Source organism: Hymenobacter jeollabukensis (assembly GCF_005771675.1).
GTDB lineage: Bacteria > Bacteroidota > Bacteroidia > Cytophagales > Hymenobacteraceae > Solirubrum > Solirubrum jeollabukense.
In genome coordinates, this window is the sequence record NZ_VAJM01000019.1 from 61,865 (window position 1) to 78,900 (window position 17,036).

The window sequence follows — 17,036 nt, forward strand, 5'->3', positions numbered from 1 at the left end:
CGCCCAAAAAAGCCACCGCCCGGCTACCAGTAAAGGCGCCGGGCGGCAAGGGCAAGCAGCATAAAAAGTGGCCACGCCAGGAATCGAACCTGGATCAAGAGCTTCGGAGACTCCTATACTATCCGTTGTACTACGTGGCCGGTAGTGGGCGACAAAAGTAGGCAAAAATGCGGCGCAGCCAAACCCCGGTGGCGTTTTCCTGAAAATTCCGCCCGTAACCTTCTATTCCGGTTGGCAGTTTAGTCTGATACCAACCCAAACCCTAAGTCCGTTCCTATGGCTTCGTCCGAAAAGAAAACCTTGTATACCGCTGAGGCGCAGGCCGTCGGCGGCCGTAGCGGCCACGTGCGCTCCACCTCGGGCGTCATCGACCTCGATATGTCGGTGCCCGAGGGCCTCGGCGGCAAGCGCGGCGCCACCAACCCCGAAGAACTGTTCGCCGCGGGCTACTCCTCGTGCTTCCAGCAGGCCCTGCTCGTCATTGCCCAGCGCGCCGGCGACCGGCTCGACCCCGAAACCACCGTCAACTGCTCCGTGTCGCTGTTCCAGGAAGGGGAGGGCTACGGCCTCAGCGCCGTGCTCGACGTGGACCTGAAGAAGTTCGACGAGGCCAAAACCATCGAGATGGTGCGGCAGGCCCACCGCATCTGCCCGTACTCGGTGGGCACCCGCGGCAACATGGAGGTGGAGCTGCGCGTGAAAGGCCAGCCCCTGCCCGTGCAGGCCGAAGAAAACGCCGGCGTAGCGCACAACGGCTAACCGATTCTGCCCTAACGCAGCCGCGCCCGTCCGAAAGCTTCGGACGGGCGCGGCCGTTGTTAGAGGGTGTGCCGAAGCAGGCGTCAGTCGATGGACTTCAGGTGCTCCTGCGCCTGGTGCGTTTCCAAGGGGTTCGGGTAGAACACGGCCGTGGAGGTGGTGTAGCGCATACCGCTGAGCTTGGTGGTGCGGTGAAACATGGTCAGCTTCTTGGCCCCGATGGGCATCAGCATCAGGCTGGCATTGCCGGTGCGCACGCCGTAGCGGTTGTCCAGCGGCGTATCGAAGTAGTACAGGTAGGGCTGCAGCCAGCGGTAGTAGAACTTGATTTTGGCGTCGGTGGAGGTTTCGCCCGTCAGCCCGGCCGTCTTGTTGGCCAGCGCGTGCTGCAACTCCACCGCACTGACGGGTGTGCCGTTCAGGGTAGGCAGCACGTCCCATTGGCTGTCGACCACGGCCCACTTCTGAAATTCCTCCAGCCATACTTCCGTCAGCACGTGGCCGCCGGCCGAGCCGCGCTTGTCGGCGTCGGCGGCTTTCAGAAACAGCGGCCGGGCGGGCATGCCCATGGCCGTGAGCACCGCCGCCATCACGCGGCCGAACTCAATGCACTGCACCGACTTGCCCACCAGCGCATCGTCGAGGATTTCCATCGGGTCCGTCTTGGTCGAGGCGATGCGGCCGTCGTGCACCAGGCGGTTATGCACCCACAGGCTCAGGGCCTTCACCTTGCCCAGCGTCGTCGACTCGGTGGCGGCTACGGCCTCCAGGCCGTACCGGTCGCGCAGGGTCTGCAGGTAGAAGTCGTCGGGCGTGCTGTAGTGGAAGCTGTACGCGGCTATGGTCGTGGGGGCATTGCTGAAGGGCAGGGGCGCCTCGAAGGAGGGCGCCGTCGACTGGGCCCACGCGGGGGAGCCCAGTCCTAGCCCAAGCAAAATCAACAGTCCCGTAAATGTTTTATGCATGGAGATGGATGGTTTACCGGGGTGGAGTGCCTGCAAACGGAAAAACCCGCGAAGGGGTTGGCAACCGAGGGTTGCCACTGAGGAACCAGCTTTACTTGCCGTGAAGCGTTAACCTGCTGACAAACTGAGCAAAAGCCTACGGTTACAGTCAGAGTTCAAAAACAGGCGCAGCAAATATAACTCGTCCAATTTACGATATGATAAAAAATATATGTGATTGTTTTTCCAGAATTTTTTTCACAAGAAGAAGCCCCGCCGAGGTTGTCGGCGGGGCTTGCTCTGGTTCGGAATGCGTAAGCCCTTGCGTTAGGCTTGTTGCTCCTGCATGGCCAGCACTTCCTTCACTTTCTGGGCGGCGTCCTTCAGCAGCACGGCCGAGTACACCTTCAGGCCCGACTCGTCGATGATGCGGGCGCCCTCTTCGGCGTTGGTCCCTTGCAGGCGCACGATGATGGGCACGCGGATGTCGCCGATGTTCTTGTAGGCTTCCACCACGCCGTTGGCCACCCGGTCGCAGCGCACGATGCCCCCGAAGATGTTGATCAGGATGGCCTTCACGTTCGGGTCCTTCAGGATGATGCGGAAACCGGCTTCCACGGTCTGGGCGTTGGCTCCACCCCCCACGTCGAGGAAGTTGGCCGGCTCGCCGCCGCTCAGCTTGATGATGTCCATCGTGGCCATGGCCAGGCCGGCGCCGTTCACCATGCAGCCCACGTTACCGTCGAGCTTCACGTAGTTCAGGTTCGAAGCCGAGGCTTCCACTTCCAGCGGGTCTTCCTCGTTGGTGTCGCGCAGGGCGGCGAAGTCCTTGTGGCGGTACAGCGCGTTTTCGTCCAGCGTCACCTTGGCGTCCACGGCCAGGATCTTGTTGTCCGAGGTCTTGAGCACCGGGTTGATTTCGAACATGGCCGAGTCGGTGTCGTCGTAGGCCTTGTACAGCGCCTGCACGAACTTCACCATCTCCTTGTACGCCTCGCCCGACAGGCCCAGGTTGAAGGCAATCTTGCCGGCCTGGAAGGGACGGAAGCCCACGCGCGGGTCCACGTACTCCTTCAGGATCTTGTCGGGATGCGCCTCGGCTACCTCCTCGATGTCCATGCCACCCTCGGTGGTGTAGATGATGACGTTCTTGCCGGACGCGCGGTCCAGCAGCACCGACATGTAGAATTCTTTGACGTCCGACTCGCCGGGGTAGTACACGTCCTGGGCTACCAGTACTTTGTGGACTTTGCGGCCTTCGGCGCCGGTTTGCTTGGTCACCAGCTGCATGCCGATGATCTGGCCGGCAATTTCACGCACCTGGTCAAGGTTTTTGGCCAGCTTTACGCCGCCCCCTTTGCCGCGGCCGCCCGCGTGGATCTGGGCTTTGATAACGTGCCAGCCGGTGCCGGTCTGCTCGGTGAGCTTTTTGGCAGCCTCCACAGCCTCTTCAGCCGTTTCCGCTACGATGCCTTCCTGCACGCGGACGCCGTAGCGCTTGAGGATGTCCTTGCCCTGATATTCGTGAATGTTCATAGAGTGAACGAGAGTGGGTTTTCGGGTTCCGGAAATGTGCCCGCGAAAGTAGGCAATATTTTAGGTGACAGGTAACATGTGACAAGTAACAGGCGGGTAAGGTTTGAAAATCAGCTGTATAGATGCGTTGCTGCCTCTTTGCACGAAGCCAGCCTTCTACAGAATAAGCCAGTACTGTCCTGTCACCTACTCACCCGAACCGTACCAGTGGGCCATGACCTGCTCGGCGGGGCGGTGCTGGGGCGTGTAGTCGGTGCGGCGGCGGCCCATAGCGTCGGGCGGCAGGCCGGGGTACCACTTCCAGATGAACACGCCGGCCAGCCAGGGCTGCCGCCAGCAGCTGCGAAACAGGGCCTCGTAGCAGGCGGCCTGGGTGGCGTCGTCTTCGGGCGTGGGCCGGCGCGGGTCGGGCCATTCCCAGGGCGCGGCGGCGGCCGTCGGGATGGAGCGGTAGCCGGCCTCGGTGAAGACGACTGGCTTGCGGTAGCGCTGCTGCACGCGGGCCAGGGCCTGCAAATGCGGCTGCCAGGACCGGCGCAGCTCGGCGGTGTCGGGCTGGGCCTTGGGGCTGAGCGGGAAATAGGCCTGCACGCCGATGAAGTCCAGCGCGTCCCAGAAGCGGATGTGCTCGTACTCCTCGTGCCAGTTGGCGGCGTAGGTGAGCTGCCCGTGGTACACCCGCCGGATGTCGCCGATGAGCCGGCGCCACTCCGCTTCGTGCTCCACGGCGGCATGCTTCAGCTCGGTGCCGATGCAGAGGGCTTCCAGGTGGTGCTGCTCGGCCAGCCGGGCGTAGTGCAGGATAAACGCGGAGTAGCTCGTGAACCAGCGCTGCCAGTCGGCGGCGCTGCGCATTTGCACCTGCCCGGGCCATTGGCCCGGGCTGCGCAGCCACAGGTGCGGCTTCAATAAGGTATGAATGCCGTGGCGCCGGGCCAGCCGGGCGGTATGCACCAGCCCGCTGTCGGCTTCGCCCCAGAAGATGCGCCGGCGCCGGCCGCCCCCGGTTTGCAGCACCACTTCCGGGGAGGCGGAGTCGGCCTGCCAGCCGAAGGGCGTCTGGGCAATCCAGGTGACGTGGTTGCGCCGCAGGGCCAGAATTTCGTCTTCCGTAGTAGAATCGGCCGCTACCCAGCTCACGCCGCGCAGCCGCTCGGCGGGTGGCACCAGGGGGCGGGCAGTGCGCGTGGCGGGCGGCGTGCAGCGGCCGGCCAGCAGCAGAAAGCTCAGCGGCAGTAGGCCGCCGAGGCCGAGGTTGCGTATAAGCGGCCGGTTGCGCATGGGGCCAAGATACGGGGCAACCCGCATCGGCCGGTTCTGCGTAGCTTTGCCCGTATCCGTTTTTCTTTCTCCTAACTCCCCCGCCGGTTTGCTGCAGGCCGTTAACATCCGCAAACGCTACGGTTCGCTGGAAGTGCTCAAGGGCATCGACCTGACCATCGAAAAGTCCGAAATCGTGTCCATCGTCGGTTCGTCCGGCGCCGGCAAAAGCACCCTGCTCCACATTCTGGGCACCCTGGACACGCCCGACACCGGCGAAGTGCTCTTCGATGGCGAATCCGTCAGCAGCCTGAAACGCTCCGACCTGGCCCGCTTCCGCAACCGCCACATCGGCTTCGTGTTCCAGTTTCACAACCTGCTGCCCGAATTCACGGCGCTCGAAAACGTGTGCTTGCCCGCCTACCTGGCCGGGCGCTCCGAAAAAGAAACCCGCGTCCGGGCCCGCGAATTGCTGGGCATGCTCAACCTGGAGCGCCGCGCCGACCATAAGCCTTCGGAAATGTCGGGCGGGGAGCAGCAGCGCGTGTCGGTGGCGCGGGCCCTGATCAACTCGCCCGAAATCATCTTCGCCGACGAGCCTTCGGGCAACCTCGACTCGAAGAACGCGGCCGAGCTGCACCAGATTTTCTTTCTGCTGCGCAAGGAGCTGGGCCAGACCTTCGTCATCGTGACCCACAACGACCAGCTGGCCGCCATGGCCGACCGCACCATCACCATGCGCGACGGGCACATCCTGGAATAGCCAGGGGCCGCATAATCCCATGCTTTGGAAGCCGCCGCATCGACCTAGACGCGGCGGCTTTTTTTGCGTATCACCGGCAGTAGCGGGCTGCTGACCGATGCCAACCTCATTTAGGTTTGCGGGCACCTTGCGGCTAAGAAAAATGTTCTGCTAACGGCTTTAGCTTTTATGTTTTTGAATACTTGCTATAAGTTGTTGATTGTCAGAGTTAAAATTTACTAAAAAATCCACTGTTTTTCGCACCTTTAGCTGGGCCGATGCGTTATCTTTACGTAACACAGAACGTACTACAGGGACTAAAGAACAAAGCCATGACTGAGGCACAAAAAGACAACACCAAAGCACCGATTCGCAAGCCGAAAGCCGAGAGCTACGACATCTCGCGTTCGGACGAGACGTTGACCTTGGCCAAAGACTTGGCGAACTTCATCAAGGAAAACAAGCTCACGACTTCCGTGCAGGGCAAAGAGTTTGTGAACGTGGAGGGCTGGCAGTACGCCGGCTCGCGCCTGGGCATCGTGCCCATCGTCGACCACGTCATCAACATGAGCACCGACTCGGAAATCAAGTACCAGGCCAAGGTGACGCTGTTTGACCTGCGCAGCCAGCACACCGTCGGCGCCGGCTTCGCCATCTGCTCGAACAAGGAGCAGGGCAAGAAATTCTACCAGGAATTTGCCATTGCCTCCATGGCGCAGACCCGCGCCATCGGTAAGGCCTACCGCAACATCCTGGCTTGGATTATTCGTGCCGCTGGCTACGAGCCCACGCCGGCTGAGGAAATGGAGTACGGCGGCAACACGCCTGATGTCCGCCCGCAGCCCGTGGCCACCGAGCCCACGCCGATGAAAGCCGTGGTGACCGAGCAGCCTACGCCGGCCGTAGCCGAGCCGCTGGCCCCGGCCGCCTCCAACCCGGCTTACGCCACCGCGCAGCAGAAAGAGGAAATCATCCGCCTGCTCAACCACCCGGTGGTGACGCGGCAGGAGAAAACCAAGATGCTGCTGAACATCAACAAACTCGACCAGGAGCGCGCCACCCAGGCCATTGCCAACCTGAAGAAGACCATCGATGACCGCGAGAACGGCCAGGTGGCCGCCTAACAAGCTTTAGTGATGTATTGATAGATTGGGAAAGCCCGGCTTCGCAAGAGGTCGGGCTTTTTCGTGTGCCGATGGCAACGGTTCATCGGCCGTCATTGCGAGCGAAGCGCGGCAATCTTTCCTCTAGTAGCGCCACCGCCACAACTGACACCAACCAACAACGGCACCGCCCAGAACTGCGCAACGGTAATTTTGGGCAGTGCTCATTTGGCGGTTGGCACGTTGGCCAGGACCGATTGCTTCGCTTTGCTCGCAATGACGGCTGGTGCCACCGCTGGCCACTGGCAACACTGCGGGGGCGGCTGTATCTTCGCCGTCCCAAAAACAGCTATTCGCCGTGTCCGTTCCTACCGAAGATATTCTGTCCGTTCTGCGCCAGCACTGGGGGCACCGGGCGTTTCGGCCGGGGCAGGAGGACATTATCCGCTCGGTACTGGCCGGGCAGGATACGCTGGCCTTGCTGCCCACCGGCGGGGGCAAGAGCGTCTGTTTTCAGGTGCCCACGCTGGCGCGGGAAGGGCTGTGCCTGGTCATTTCGCCACTGATTGCGCTGATGAAGGACCAGGTGGAAAACCTGCGCAAGCGCGGCATCAAGGCCGAGGCGGTGTACGCGGGCATGAGCCACCGCGACATCGACCAGACGCTCGACAACTGCGTGTACGGGCCGGTGAAGTTCCTCTACGTGTCGCCCGAGCGGCTGCTGACGGACATGTTCCGGGCCCGCGCGCCCAAGATGAAGGTGCAGCTCATTGCCGTCGACGAGGCGCACTGCCTCTCGCAGTGGGGCTACGACTTCCGCCCGCCTTACCTGCAGCTCAGCGCCCTGCGCGAGCTGCTGCCGGGCGTGCCGGTGCTGGCCCTCACCGCCACTGCCACCGAGGACGTGCGCCGCGACATCCGCGAGAAGCTCAACTTCGGGCCGACGGGGCAAACGTTTCAGCGCAGCTTCCAGCGGCCCAACCTCTCGTACTCGGTGCTGGAAACCGAGGATAAGCTGCAGCGGCTGCTGCAGGTGCTCAAGGGTGTGGGGCCCGGCAAAACGGCCGTGGTGTACGCCCGCACCCGCAAGCAAACCGAAATGGCCGCCGCCTGGCTGCAGCAGCACGGTCTGAGCGCCGCCGCCTACCACGCCGGCCTCCCCGCCGAGCAGCGCAGCCGCGTGCAGCAGGAGTGGACCAACGATAAAACGCGCATTGTGGTGGCCACCAATGCCTTCGGCATGGGCATCGACAAGCCCGACGTGCGCTGCGTCATCCACCTCGACGCGCCCGATTCGCTGGAAGCATATTACCAGGAAGCCGGCCGCGCCGGGCGCGACGAGCTGTACGCCTTTGCCGTGCTGCTCTGGGCTCCCAACGACGCCGACGAAATGCGCCGCCGCGTGCTGCAGAGCCACCCGCCCCTCGACGTGGTGCGGCGCGTGTACCAGGCGCTGGCCAACTACTCGGGCACGGCCGTGGGCGGCGGCGAGATGGTGGCCTTCGACTTCGACCTCGTCGCTTTCGCCAGCACCTACCGCCTCAAGCCCCTGGACGTGCATAACTCCCTGCGCACCCTGGAAAAAGCCGGCCTTGTGCAGCTCAACGAAGCGGTGAACAACCCGGCCAAGGTGTTTATTCCCATCGACGCGCGCGACCTGTACCGCTTCCAGGTGGCCAACGTGCGCCACGACCAGCTCATCAAGGCCATTCTGCGGCACTACGGCGGCGAGGTGTTCAGCAGCTTTATCAGCGTGTCGGAGGGGCAGCTGAGCCAGACGCTGCGCTGGAGCACCGTGGAAGTGCGCAAGACGCTGGAGTTTTTGCACAAGTCGGGCATCGTGCAGTACCAGCCGCGCCACGACTCGCCCCAGGTCCTTTTCACCACTCCGCGCCTCGACGTGGCCCGCCTGCCCCTCGACGCCCGCAGCCTCGACGCGGCCCGCGACCGGGACGTGCTCAAGACCGAAGCCGTCATCCGCTACGCCGCAGGCACGCGCTGCCGCCAGCAGATGCTGCTGGAGTACTTCGGCGAACTGGACAGCGCCCGCTGCGGCATCTGCGACCATTGCCTGGCCGAAAAGCGCCAGCAGCAGAAGCCCGTGGTGGCCGCCGACCTGCGCACCCAGGTGCTCAGTCAGCTGCGCACCGCCCCGCAGACCCCGCGCGAGCTGCTGGCCGGTTTCGCGCCCGCCCAGGCCGATGCCCTAACGGCCCTGCTGCGCGACTTAGTCGATACCGGGCAGCTGCGCTACACGGCCGGCGGGCAGCTGGCCCTGGCGTGAGGAGACAAAAGCCGCCGCGCATAAAAAAACGTCATTCCTCAACAAGTGCGGAATGACGTTCTGCTTTGCTCAGAACCAGGTTCTGGCTGTCGGATCGGGGGGAGCTTACCCGGCGTTGTAGGCTGTGATGCCGCCCAGCAGGTTACGCACCTTGTCGAAGCCGTGCTGCTGCAGCAGCGCCTTGGCCGTGGCCGAGCGGCCGCCGCCTTTGCAGTGCACCACGATTTCCTGGTGCTTCAAGTCTTCGAGGTCTTCGATTTTGCCGGGCAGTTCCCCCAGCGGAATGTTCTGGCTGCCGTCGATGCGCGTTTCCTCGTACTCCCACGGCTCACGCACGTCGATGATAACGGGAGTCTGGTTTTGCTGCTGACGCTCTTTTAGTTCGGAGGGGGTGATGTCGTTCATGGATGGCGGAAAGTGAAAGCGGAAAGTGAAAGCGGAAAGTGGATGGGCCCCGCGGCGCTGAAGCCTTGGGGCCCACTAAACAAGCAAATTCAAGCGAAGTTGCGCTGGCCTAGGGCTGCAGCACCACGCGCTGGCTGCCCACGCGGCCATCGGGCAAGGTGAGGCGCAGCAGGTACACGCCGGCCGGCAGGCGGCGCAAATCCAGCTGCGGCTGGCCCGCCTGGGCGGCGGGCTGCTCCCACACCGTGCGGCCCAGCGCGTCGAGCGCCACGGCGTGGGTGTAGCGGCCCTGCACCTGCACCAGGCCCGTGCTGGGGTTGGGATAAATTTGCACGGCAGCATCGGCTGCGGCGCTGTGGGCGCTGGTAATGAGGCCCGACATAACGGGGCGCAGCATGGGCACGATAAGGGTGTTCTTCAGGGTCCAGGCGTTGTTTTGGCGCTCAAAAAAGATTTGTTGCGGCGGGCGGCTGTTCAGGTCGGCCCCGAACTGGATAAACAGGCCGGTATTGGCTGGTTCGGTGTAGCCAATAAAAAACTCGCCACTGACCGGCACTGCTTGGCTGAACGTGATGGAGTCAAAGCCCGCCCTGGTTACGCTGGTGGGCAGGACTTTGGTGAACGTGGCTTTGGGCGTGGCAGTCGGCTGGCCGTTGGCGTCGGCATCCCACACGCCGAACGTCACCGTGGCCGTTGGCGGCACGCTACCGATGCTGGTGGTACCGGCGTAGTAGTAGCGAATCTTGAGCACCTGATCGGGGCGGTTCAGCACGAAGCGGATGGCGCGCGAGTTGGGCAAATTGGTGCCGGGCGTCAGGGCCGCGGTGCCTTCGGCCGAGCCGTCGTCGTAGGCATAGTAATCGGCAAAGCGGGTCGTGCGGCGGACCGTGTCGTTGGGCGCGCCCACGCCCGCGAGCAGCGAGAGGTTGATGCTGTGCTGCACCCGCGTGCCGACGGCCACCGTTAGCGGCACGCCCCGCACCGAGCCCCCGAGGCGCGTTTGTTTCACGCCAGCCAAGCTTAATGCGGAGCCACTCAGGAATTGCGTTTCGGGACCTGCGGGTAGCACGCGCACCCTACCCTGGTAGGAATACGGCGTGCCTACCGCCACCGTGTCCAGATTATTGAAGGTCGTGAAAGTGCTGTCGTTCAGCTCCAACGCAGGATTGGCAGCGGCGTTGTACTGCCAGGCAGGCATGGCCGTGTAGCGCTTCAGCAGGGAGGAAAGCGGCGCGCTGAGCGCCAGGTCGGCATACGAGGCACTGAGGGTGTCGCGGTTGCGGTCGAGCCGGAGGTAGTCCAGGTTCCAGGTGTCGAGGGTGCCGTAGAGGCGGCCGTAGCTGCGGAAGCGGAAGCGGAAACCCGCGTGGAAGTAACGCGCGTCGTTGACGGCAATAAAGCGCTGCCGGAACCGCGTCAGGGTTCTGTTATTGCCATCCAAAAGGCTGGGATTGTACCACACCTGGCGCCAGGTGCCGGTGTTGTCGAGGAACTCCAGGGCCAGGCGTACCACGCGGTTGCCGCCCCGCTCGTCGTTGGGCCCGCCCACGATGGAGCCCGTTTGCCAGTAGAAGCTCAGGTAAGTCTTGTCGCCGACACGGCCGGCGCTCAGGTCAATGGCCTGGGAGGTAAGCACGTCGGTGATGCCGTACGAAGAGGGCAGGCCGTAGGAGCGCCCCAGCGAGTCGAGCCCGTCGAAAGTAGCCATGCCGCGGGAGGGCGGCGCCTGCGAAAACCGCTCGTTGACGAGCACGTTGCCGTCTTTCCAGCGGGTACGGTTGGGTTTGCCTTCGGGCTGGCCGGCGAAGTCTTCGAAGAAGGGCAGGGGCAGCGCGGTGGTAGTGGCGGTGCCGCGTGCCGCGCCGGGGGCCACGGCCCGGGCCCGGGCGGGGTCGGAAGGCAGCGGAAGCAGTTGTTGGGCGTGCAGGGCCGTGGGCAGGCCGCAGCAGGTCAGCAAGCAGGCCCACACCAACAAGGGTAAACGTAGCCGATAGTTCATGAGCGGGGTTAAGTTACGCACCCCAAACGAGCCGGGGAGGGAAAAGATTTTGTCGGCGGCGGAAAACCTGCGCCGGACCGGACATAAAAAAGCCGCCCGAAATACCTCGGGCGGCTTTTTCAAGAATGACGGAAGCTATTTGACGGGCTTGAGCGGCTCTTCGCCGGCCACCCACAGGTCGACCAGCTGGCCCGAGCGGATGGTGGCGCCGCTGCTGGCCTCGGGCCGCTGCTTCACCACGGTGCCCTCGGTCTGGCCCGCTTCGGGCGCCTGGTAGAAGGTTTCCCCGATCTGCAGACCCTGACCGGCCAGCAGCGTCGTGGCCTCGTCGGCGGGCATACCCACCACGCTGGGCACCGGGAATTCCTGGTTGCCCAGGCCGTCGCCCACGGTCAGGTCCACTTTGGTGCCCTTGGTAATCGGGTCGCCGGGCTTGATTTCCTTGCCGTTCACTTCCTGCTTGAGCACCGCGTTCTGGCGCAGGTCGGGCACCAGCGTGAGCTTGCCCACCACCAGGTCGTAGCTGTTCAGGATCATCTGGGCATTTTTCACCGAGCCATCCGTCAGCTTGGGCATCTTGATGACGGGCGGGTTTTTCATGGCCACCGAGATGTAAATCTTGCGGCCCTCCTTCACCTTTTCGCCCGGCCGGGGCTCCTGCGTGAGCACTAGGCCGGGGCGCGAGGTAGCCGAGTAGCTGCTGTCGTCGACGAAGTAGGCTAGGTCGCGCTCATCAAGGTAGTCCTCCAGGTCGGCCAGCTGCATACCGGTCACCTTCGGCACCACGATGGTTTCGCCGTGGTTGGTGGTGACGGGCAAATACACGAAGAAGAAGAGAAACAGCAACAGCAAGGACACCAGCCCAATCACCACGAGGTGCTTGACGAGGTCCAGCCAGGTATCGGATTTGAGGAAAGCCATTTAAAGGGAGGAGCTAGAATCTAGGAGTTGGGAGCTAGAATGCAGGTGGGCCGTTGGAGAGCAGAAACGCAAAGTTACTAGCTCCTAGCTTCTGACTCCTAGCTCCTCCTTCCGGCTCTTGCCGTACTCCAGAATCTGGTCGATGAAGTCGTAAGGCGTGTAGCCGGCCAGGGCGGTCTGGTGGAAGATGCAGGTGGCGGGCGTCATGCCGGGCAGGGAGTTGACCTCGATGATGATGACTTCCACCGCGCCCGTCTCGCGGATGCGCACGAAGGCGTCGATGCGGGCGTAGCCTTCGATGTTGAGCACCTCGGCCACGCGCTTGAGCTCGGCCTTCACCTCGTCGGAAATGCGCTGGCGCTCCTGGGCTTCCGGGGCGTAGCGGGCGGGGGTGATGTTCTGCCCCTCGCCGGCCAGGAACTTCTCTTCCAGGCTCAGCACCTCGCCGGTGGCCAAGGCTTCGGAAGCCTCGAACACCTCGATGTCGCGGCCGCCATCGGGGCGGTGGTGGGTGAGCAGGCCGCCGGTGACTTCCAGGAAGTGGCGGGCGCCGTCGCGCGAAATGAGCGTTTCGACCAGGAAAGCATCCTTGCGCGGGAATTCCTCCTTGAAGCCCAGGCTCAGCGTGCGGGCCGCGTCTTCGAGCAGGTCTTCCTGGTCGCGGAACATCAGGCGGCAGAAGGCCTCCAGCTCCGCGCGGTTCTTGATTTTCTTCACGGCCGAGGAGCAGCCGTCGTCAGCTGGCTTGGCAATGAAGGGGTAGTGGAACTGGCTTTCGAGGCTGGTGTAGAAGGCGTCGGCGTCGGCTTCCCACTCCAGGCGGCTGGCCATGCGGTGCTCGGCCACGCGCAGCCCGGCTTCGCGCAGGCGCTTGTTGGTTTCGAACTTGTTGATGGTGATGCTGCTCGACTCGGCGCCCGAGCCGTTGTAGGGCAGGCCCACGCGCTCCAGCTGCTGCTGCAGGGCGCCATCCTCGCCGGGGCGGCCGTGCAGGGCAATAAACACCTCATCCACGCGCTGGGCCAGCTGCTCGAAGCTCAGCTTCTCGGGCACGGCCACCGACTGCGCGGCGTAGGTATGCGTGATGTTGGTGGCGGCCTGGCGGATGCGCTCCAGAACCGGGTGCTGGCCGTGACCCGCGCTCAGGTGCAGCACCTTGTCGCGGATGTCGTCGGCGTTGTCCTTGAGCATCACGTTGATGGGCAGCACGTACAGCTCGTAGCTCTCGGAGGAGCCCGTCAGGAACACCGGCACCGGCTCGTATTTGGCCGAGGACGAGAGCTTCTCGAAGATGTTCCGCCCGCTCTCCACCGAAATGTGCCGCTCCGAGGAGTAGCCGCCCATGATGACGGCCACCTTGGTGCGCGGCTTCTGCTCACGCTGACGGCTGGCCACGGCCGCATCGAGGGCGCGCAGCTGCCGGCCCAGCTTCACTGGCTGCAGCCCGCCGCGCCGCCGGGCGGCCAGCGAGGTGCGGATGATGTAGGTGAGGAACTGCGAGGGATTCAGCCCGATTTCGGCGGCCTGGTGGAAGAAGAACGAGGCCGGCAGCATCCCGGAGGTGGTGTTCGGGTCGTTCAGGAATATCTCGCCTGAGTCGGTGATGAAGCCGTCGAGGCGAGCGTACACCTGGAAGCCGAAGGTGCGGAACAGCTGCTCGCACTGCTCCCGAATGCGCTGAATGTCGGCCTCGGGCAGCTCGATGGGCGTGACCTTGCGGGCCATGCCGGGCAGGTACTTTGAGCGGTAGTCGAACACCTCCGTGCCCTTCACGATTTCCGTCGGCGGCAAAGCCAGCGGCGAGCCGTCCACGTCTTCCACCACGATGCAGGAAAACTCCCGGCCCTGCACAAAGGCCTCCAGCAGCACCTGCTGCTCGCCCTGGGTATTGGTCAGCCGCACCGAATCCTGCAGGGTCAGCCGCTCGTCGAGGGCGCGCAGCAGGGCTTCGGGGTGGTAGATAAAGTTGGTTGTCAGTTGCGGGTTGTCAGTTGTCAGGCCGTCCTCATTGCCAGTTACTGGCGACTGGGAACTGACAGCTGAAAACTCATCCAGCACCACCGGCAGGCCAATACCCTCGCGGATGTCGGTCAGGTGCTGGGCCCAGGCCAGGCGGTCCTGGGCGCCGAGGCGCTGCCAGTCTTCGCGGGTGACGGTGCGGCGGAACAGGCTGCGCTCCACGGCGGCCACGAACTTGGCCGGGTCCGCGTCGCGCACGATGCTCACGCCGATGCTGGAGCCCTGGCGCGGGGCTTTCACCACCAGCGGCAGACCCAACTCTTTTTCCACGTAGGCCAGCAGCGCGGCCGGATCGGCCGCGTCGAATTCTTCGGCCGTGAGCACGCGAAAGGCCGGGGAGGGCAGGTTCAGCGCGTGCAGCAGGGTTTTCTGGGCAATCTTGTCGATGCCGAAAGCCGAGGGCAGGATGCCGGAGCCGGAGTAGGGAATGCCGTACCATTCTAGGAGGCCCTGAATGGCGCCGTCTTCGCCCGCGGGCCCGTGCAGGGCCAGGAAAGCAAAGTCCATCAGGCCGGCCAGCTCGTCGGGGCGCAGGCGGCGGCCCACTTCGGCGATGATGCGGTCCTGCTCGTCCACGCTCAGCTCGCCGAGGCTTTCCAGGTACACCTGCAGCTTCAGCTCCGAGGGCGGCAGGGCCGATACGGGCGGGTAAAAGTCCCGAATGGTGCCCTTATACAGGTACTGCCAGTCGAGCAGGATGAAGTTGCCGTGGCTGTCCACAAAGACCGGCACGGCCTGGAACAGCGACTTGTCGAGGTTATCGTAAACCGTCCGGCCGCCGGCAAAGGAAATTTCCCGCTCGCGCGACGGACCACCGAAGAAAATGCCAATTCTCATGCTGCTGCAAAGGTAGACGAATTTCGAGCGGTGCGCCGCACCCGGCCGCCGCTTCGGCGCCTAACAACGAAGCCGGCCGAAACGTTACTGCCGCCCGCCCAGCAGGTAGCCGAACTGGGCCTGGAACACGGAATACGCCGGGCCGTCGAGGAAGCCGCCGCCTTTCGTGATGGGAAAAGCGTCGCCGTTGTAACGGATGGTGAGGCTGTAGCCGGATGGCAGCTCGTAGCCCACGCCCGCCACGTAGCCCAGCTGCACCGGCCGGAAGCCGCTGCGGTCGTGGCTGGTGCCGGCGCCGGTGTCGTAGCTGGCGCCGACCAGGTAGCCAATTTGCGGGCCGGCCTCGAACATGAGGCCGTGGGCGTTGATTTTAGCCAGCACCGGCAGGTCGAGGTAGTTGAGCCGGCGCTGGGCGACGCCCGTGCCACCTCGCGGCGTGTAGTTGTCGCCCTTGCGCGAGTACAGCAGCTCGGCCTGGACGTTCCAGAACGCGTCGGGGCCGAATGAATAGCGGCCCACGGCCCCGAGGTGGTAGCTGAAAATGGCCTCGGTGCCATCGTTGGTTACGCCACGCAGCCGCGAATCGGAATAGTTGAGGCCGACTTTGGCGCCGAAGCGCAGCTGTTGGGCCGTAGCGGCCGGGCTCAGCAATAAGGCCGCGCCCAGCAGGATAAGGGCAGATTTCATGGTATAGAAAAGAAATGGTCGGGCAAGTTAAGCAGCGGCCCCAACACGACCGGCGCCCGCCGGTAACCGCCCGGGGAAAGTGCCGGGCTCAACGCCTGGCCCTGGCTAAATCTTGCATTCGGCGCGAAAAAGGCCGAACTACGCGCCGCCGCTGCGTATAACGGCGGCACATCCGTTCCCCCAACCCCCTCACGGCAGCTCTCATGCAGACCATCGACCAGTACAACTTCGCCGGCAAGAAAGCCCTGGTGCGCGTCGACTTCAACGTGCCCCTCGACAAGGACTACCGCATCACCGACGACACCCGCATCCGGGCCGCCACGCCCACGATTCAGAAGATTCTGGCTGACGGCGGCGCGGTCATCCTGATGTCGCACCTGGGCCGGCCCAAGGGCGGACCGGAAAACAAGTACTCCCTGCACCACCTCGTGCAGCGCCTCAGCCAGGAGTACGGCACCCCGGTGAAATTCGCGACGGATGCGGTGGGCGACGACGCCGCGCAGCAGGCCGCCGCGCTGCAGCCGGGCGAGATTCTGCTGCTCGAAAACCTGCGCTTCCACCCCGAGGAGGAGAAGGGCGACGCCGCCTTTGCCCAGCGCCTGGCCCGCCTCGGCGACGTGTACGTGAACGACGCCTTCGGCACGGCTCACCGCCGTCACGCCTCCACGGCCGTGGTGGCCGAGTCGTTTCCGCAGGCCCGCGTGGGCGGCTACCTACTGCTGAGCGAGGTGGAAAACGCCGACCGCGTGCTCAACAACGCTGCCCGGCCCTTCACTGCCATCATGGGCGGGGCCAAGATTTCCGACAAGATTGAAATCATCGAGCAGCTGCTCGACAAGGTCGACAACCTGCTCATCGGCGGGGGCATGGCCTTCACTTTCGCCAAAGCCGAGGGCGGCGAAATCGGCAGCTCGCTGCTGGAAGCCGACAAGCTGGACCTGGCGCTGAGTCTGATTCAGAAAGCCAAGGAGAAGGGCGTGAACCTGGTGCTGCCCGTCGACAGCCTCATTGCCGATAAGTTCGCCAACGACGCCAACGTGGACGTGGCCGCCAACCACCACATCCCGACCGGCTGGCTGGGCCTCGACATCGGCCCCGAAACCCGCGAGCTGTTCGCCGAAATCATCCGCAACTCGCGCACCATCCTCTGGAACGGCCCGATGGGCGTGTTCGAGATGAGCAACTTCTCGCTCGGCACCGAGTACATGGCCCGCGCCATTGCCGAAGCCACGGCCGCCGGCGCCTACTCCCTCATCGGCGGCGGCGACTCCGCCGCGGCCGTCAACCAGCTCGGCTACGCCGACCGCGTATCGTACATCAGCACCGGCGGCGGCGCCCTGCTGGAGTACATGGAGGGCAAGGAACTGCCCGGCGTGGCCGCCCTGCGCTAAGCTGCTCGAACAACGACAAAACGGCCCGCTGAACCTGGTTCGGCGGGCCGTTTGCATTTAAGTCAAGAAGCTTAGGTGTATAGTCCCAGGGTGTCGTGGTGTACCTTTTGACGCTACTTACCGCACGGCCCTATGGGACAAATACTCCA

At 63.9% G+C, this 17,036-nt stretch carries 13 protein-coding genes and 1 tRNA gene; 5 read left to right on the forward strand and 9 right to left on the reverse strand.

Annotated features, from left to right (window positions below):
- Positions 1 to 68: 68 nt before the first annotated feature.
- A tRNA-Arg gene (locus FDY95_RS24795) sits at positions 69 to 140 on the reverse strand.
- A gap of 136 nt (positions 141 to 276) precedes the next feature.
- Here FDY95_RS24795 and FDY95_RS24800 point away from each other — a divergent pair.
- Positions 277 to 759: an organic hydroperoxide resistance protein gene (locus tag FDY95_RS24800; RefSeq protein ID WP_138082227.1), complete on the forward strand. Its 483-nt coding sequence runs from the start codon at positions 277 to 279 to the stop codon at positions 757 to 759.
- Positions 760 to 842: 83 nt separating this feature from the next.
- Here FDY95_RS24800 and FDY95_RS24805 read toward each other — a convergent pair whose 3' ends face one another.
- The 3 genes from FDY95_RS24805 to FDY95_RS24815 all read right to left on the reverse strand — a co-directional run bounded on the left by FDY95_RS24805 (position 843) and on the right by FDY95_RS24815 (position 4,520).
- A complete protein-coding gene (locus FDY95_RS24805; protein ID WP_138082229.1) occupies positions 843 to 1,724 on the reverse strand; it encodes a transglutaminase-like domain-containing protein in 882 nt (293 codons plus the stop codon).
- Between the two features lie 306 nt (positions 1,725 to 2,030).
- Complete coding sequence (gene sucC / locus FDY95_RS24810) at positions 2,031 to 3,239, reverse strand: ADP-forming succinate--CoA ligase subunit beta (RefSeq protein WP_138082231.1); 1,209 nt, start codon at positions 3,237 to 3,239, stop codon at positions 2,031 to 2,033.
- 186 nt (positions 3,240 to 3,425) lie between these two features.
- Positions 3,426 to 4,520, reverse strand: coding sequence for a glycoside hydrolase family 113 (locus FDY95_RS24815; protein WP_138082233.1), 1,095 nt, complete (start codon positions 4,518 to 4,520; stop codon positions 3,426 to 3,428).
- An 88-nt stretch (positions 4,521 to 4,608) separates the two neighbouring features.
- On the opposite strand from FDY95_RS24815, the gene FDY95_RS24820 reads away from it, so the two are divergent.
- The 3 genes from FDY95_RS24820 to FDY95_RS24830 all read left to right on the forward strand — a co-directional run bounded on the left by FDY95_RS24820 (position 4,609) and on the right by FDY95_RS24830 (position 8,628).
- A complete protein-coding gene (locus FDY95_RS24820) occupies positions 4,609 to 5,262 on the forward strand; it encodes an ABC transporter ATP-binding protein (RefSeq protein WP_138082235.1) in 654 nt (217 codons plus the stop codon).
- 311 nt (positions 5,263 to 5,573) lie between these two features.
- A complete protein-coding gene (locus FDY95_RS24825; protein ID WP_138082237.1) occupies positions 5,574 to 6,365 on the forward strand; it encodes a hypothetical protein in 792 nt (263 codons plus the stop codon).
- A gap of 337 nt (positions 6,366 to 6,702) precedes the next feature.
- Positions 6,703 to 8,628, forward strand: a complete 1,926-nt coding sequence (locus FDY95_RS24830; protein WP_138082239.1) for a RecQ family ATP-dependent DNA helicase — start codon at positions 6,703 to 6,705, stop codon at positions 8,626 to 8,628.
- Between the two features lie 105 nt (positions 8,629 to 8,733).
- On the opposite strand, the gene FDY95_RS24835 is transcribed toward FDY95_RS24830, so the two are convergent.
- The 5 genes from FDY95_RS24835 to FDY95_RS24855 form a co-directional block, all read right to left on the reverse strand.
- Entirely contained in the window at positions 8,734 to 9,033 is a 300-nt protein-coding gene (locus tag FDY95_RS24835; RefSeq protein WP_138082241.1) for a rhodanese-like domain-containing protein, read from the reverse strand.
- A gap of 109 nt (positions 9,034 to 9,142) precedes the next feature.
- Complete coding sequence (locus tag FDY95_RS24840; RefSeq protein WP_138082243.1) at positions 9,143 to 11,032, reverse strand: T9SS type A sorting domain-containing protein; 1,890 nt, start codon at positions 11,030 to 11,032, stop codon at positions 9,143 to 9,145.
- Between the two features lie 135 nt (positions 11,033 to 11,167).
- Positions 11,168 to 11,953 carry a PASTA domain-containing protein gene (locus FDY95_RS24845; protein ID WP_138082245.1) on the reverse strand — a complete coding sequence of 262 codons (786 nt, stop codon included), beginning with the start codon at positions 11,951 to 11,953 and terminating at the stop codon, positions 11,168 to 11,170.
- 84 nt (positions 11,954 to 12,037) lie between these two features.
- Entirely contained in the window at positions 12,038 to 14,809 is a 2,772-nt protein-coding gene (locus FDY95_RS24850; RefSeq protein WP_138082247.1) for a D-alanine--D-alanine ligase family protein, read from the reverse strand.
- Between the two features lie 84 nt (positions 14,810 to 14,893).
- The gene (locus FDY95_RS24855) at positions 14,894 to 15,496 is read right to left on the reverse strand and encodes a porin family protein (protein ID WP_138082249.1); all 603 of its coding nucleotides are present in this window, start codon (positions 15,494 to 15,496) and stop codon (positions 14,894 to 14,896) included.
- A gap of 203 nt (positions 15,497 to 15,699) precedes the next feature.
- Between FDY95_RS24855 and FDY95_RS24860 the strand changes: the two genes are divergently transcribed.
- Positions 15,700 to 16,887, forward strand: coding sequence for a phosphoglycerate kinase (locus FDY95_RS24860; protein ID WP_138082251.1), 1,188 nt, complete (start codon positions 15,700 to 15,702; stop codon positions 16,885 to 16,887).
- The last annotated feature ends 149 nt before the right edge of the window (positions 16,888 to 17,036 follow it).

Coding starts and splice junctions, on each gene's coding strand:
- FDY95_RS24800 (WP_138082227.1), top strand. CDS start 277: ATGGCTTCGTCCGAAAAGAAAACCTTGTATACCGCTGAGGCGCAGGCC.
- FDY95_RS24805 (WP_138082229.1), bottom strand. CDS start 1,724: ATGCATAAAACATTTACGGGACTGTTGATTTTGCTTGGGCTAGGACTG.
- sucC (WP_138082231.1), bottom strand. CDS start 3,239: ATGAACATTCACGAATATCAGGGCAAGGACATCCTCAAGCGCTACGGC.
- FDY95_RS24815 (WP_138082233.1), bottom strand. CDS start 4,520: ATGCGCAACCGGCCGCTTATACGCAACCTCGGCCTCGGCGGCCTACTG.
- FDY95_RS24825 (WP_138082237.1), top strand. CDS start 5,574: ATGACTGAGGCACAAAAAGACAACACCAAAGCACCGATTCGCAAGCCG.
- FDY95_RS24835 (WP_138082241.1), bottom strand. CDS start 9,033: ATGAACGACATCACCCCCTCCGAACTAAAAGAGCGTCAGCAGCAAAAC.
- FDY95_RS24840 (WP_138082243.1), bottom strand. CDS start 11,032: ATGAACTATCGGCTACGTTTACCCTTGTTGGTGTGGGCCTGCTTGCTG.
- FDY95_RS24845 (WP_138082245.1), bottom strand. CDS start 11,953: ATGGCTTTCCTCAAATCCGATACCTGGCTGGACCTCGTCAAGCACCTC.
- FDY95_RS24850 (WP_138082247.1), bottom strand. CDS start 14,809: ATGAGAATTGGCATTTTCTTCGGTGGTCCGTCGCGCGAGCGGGAAATT.
- FDY95_RS24855 (WP_138082249.1), bottom strand. CDS start 15,496: ATGAAATCTGCCCTTATCCTGCTGGGCGCGGCCTTATTGCTGAGCCCG.
- FDY95_RS24860 (WP_138082251.1), top strand. CDS start 15,700: ATGCAGACCATCGACCAGTACAACTTCGCCGGCAAGAAAGCCCTGGTG.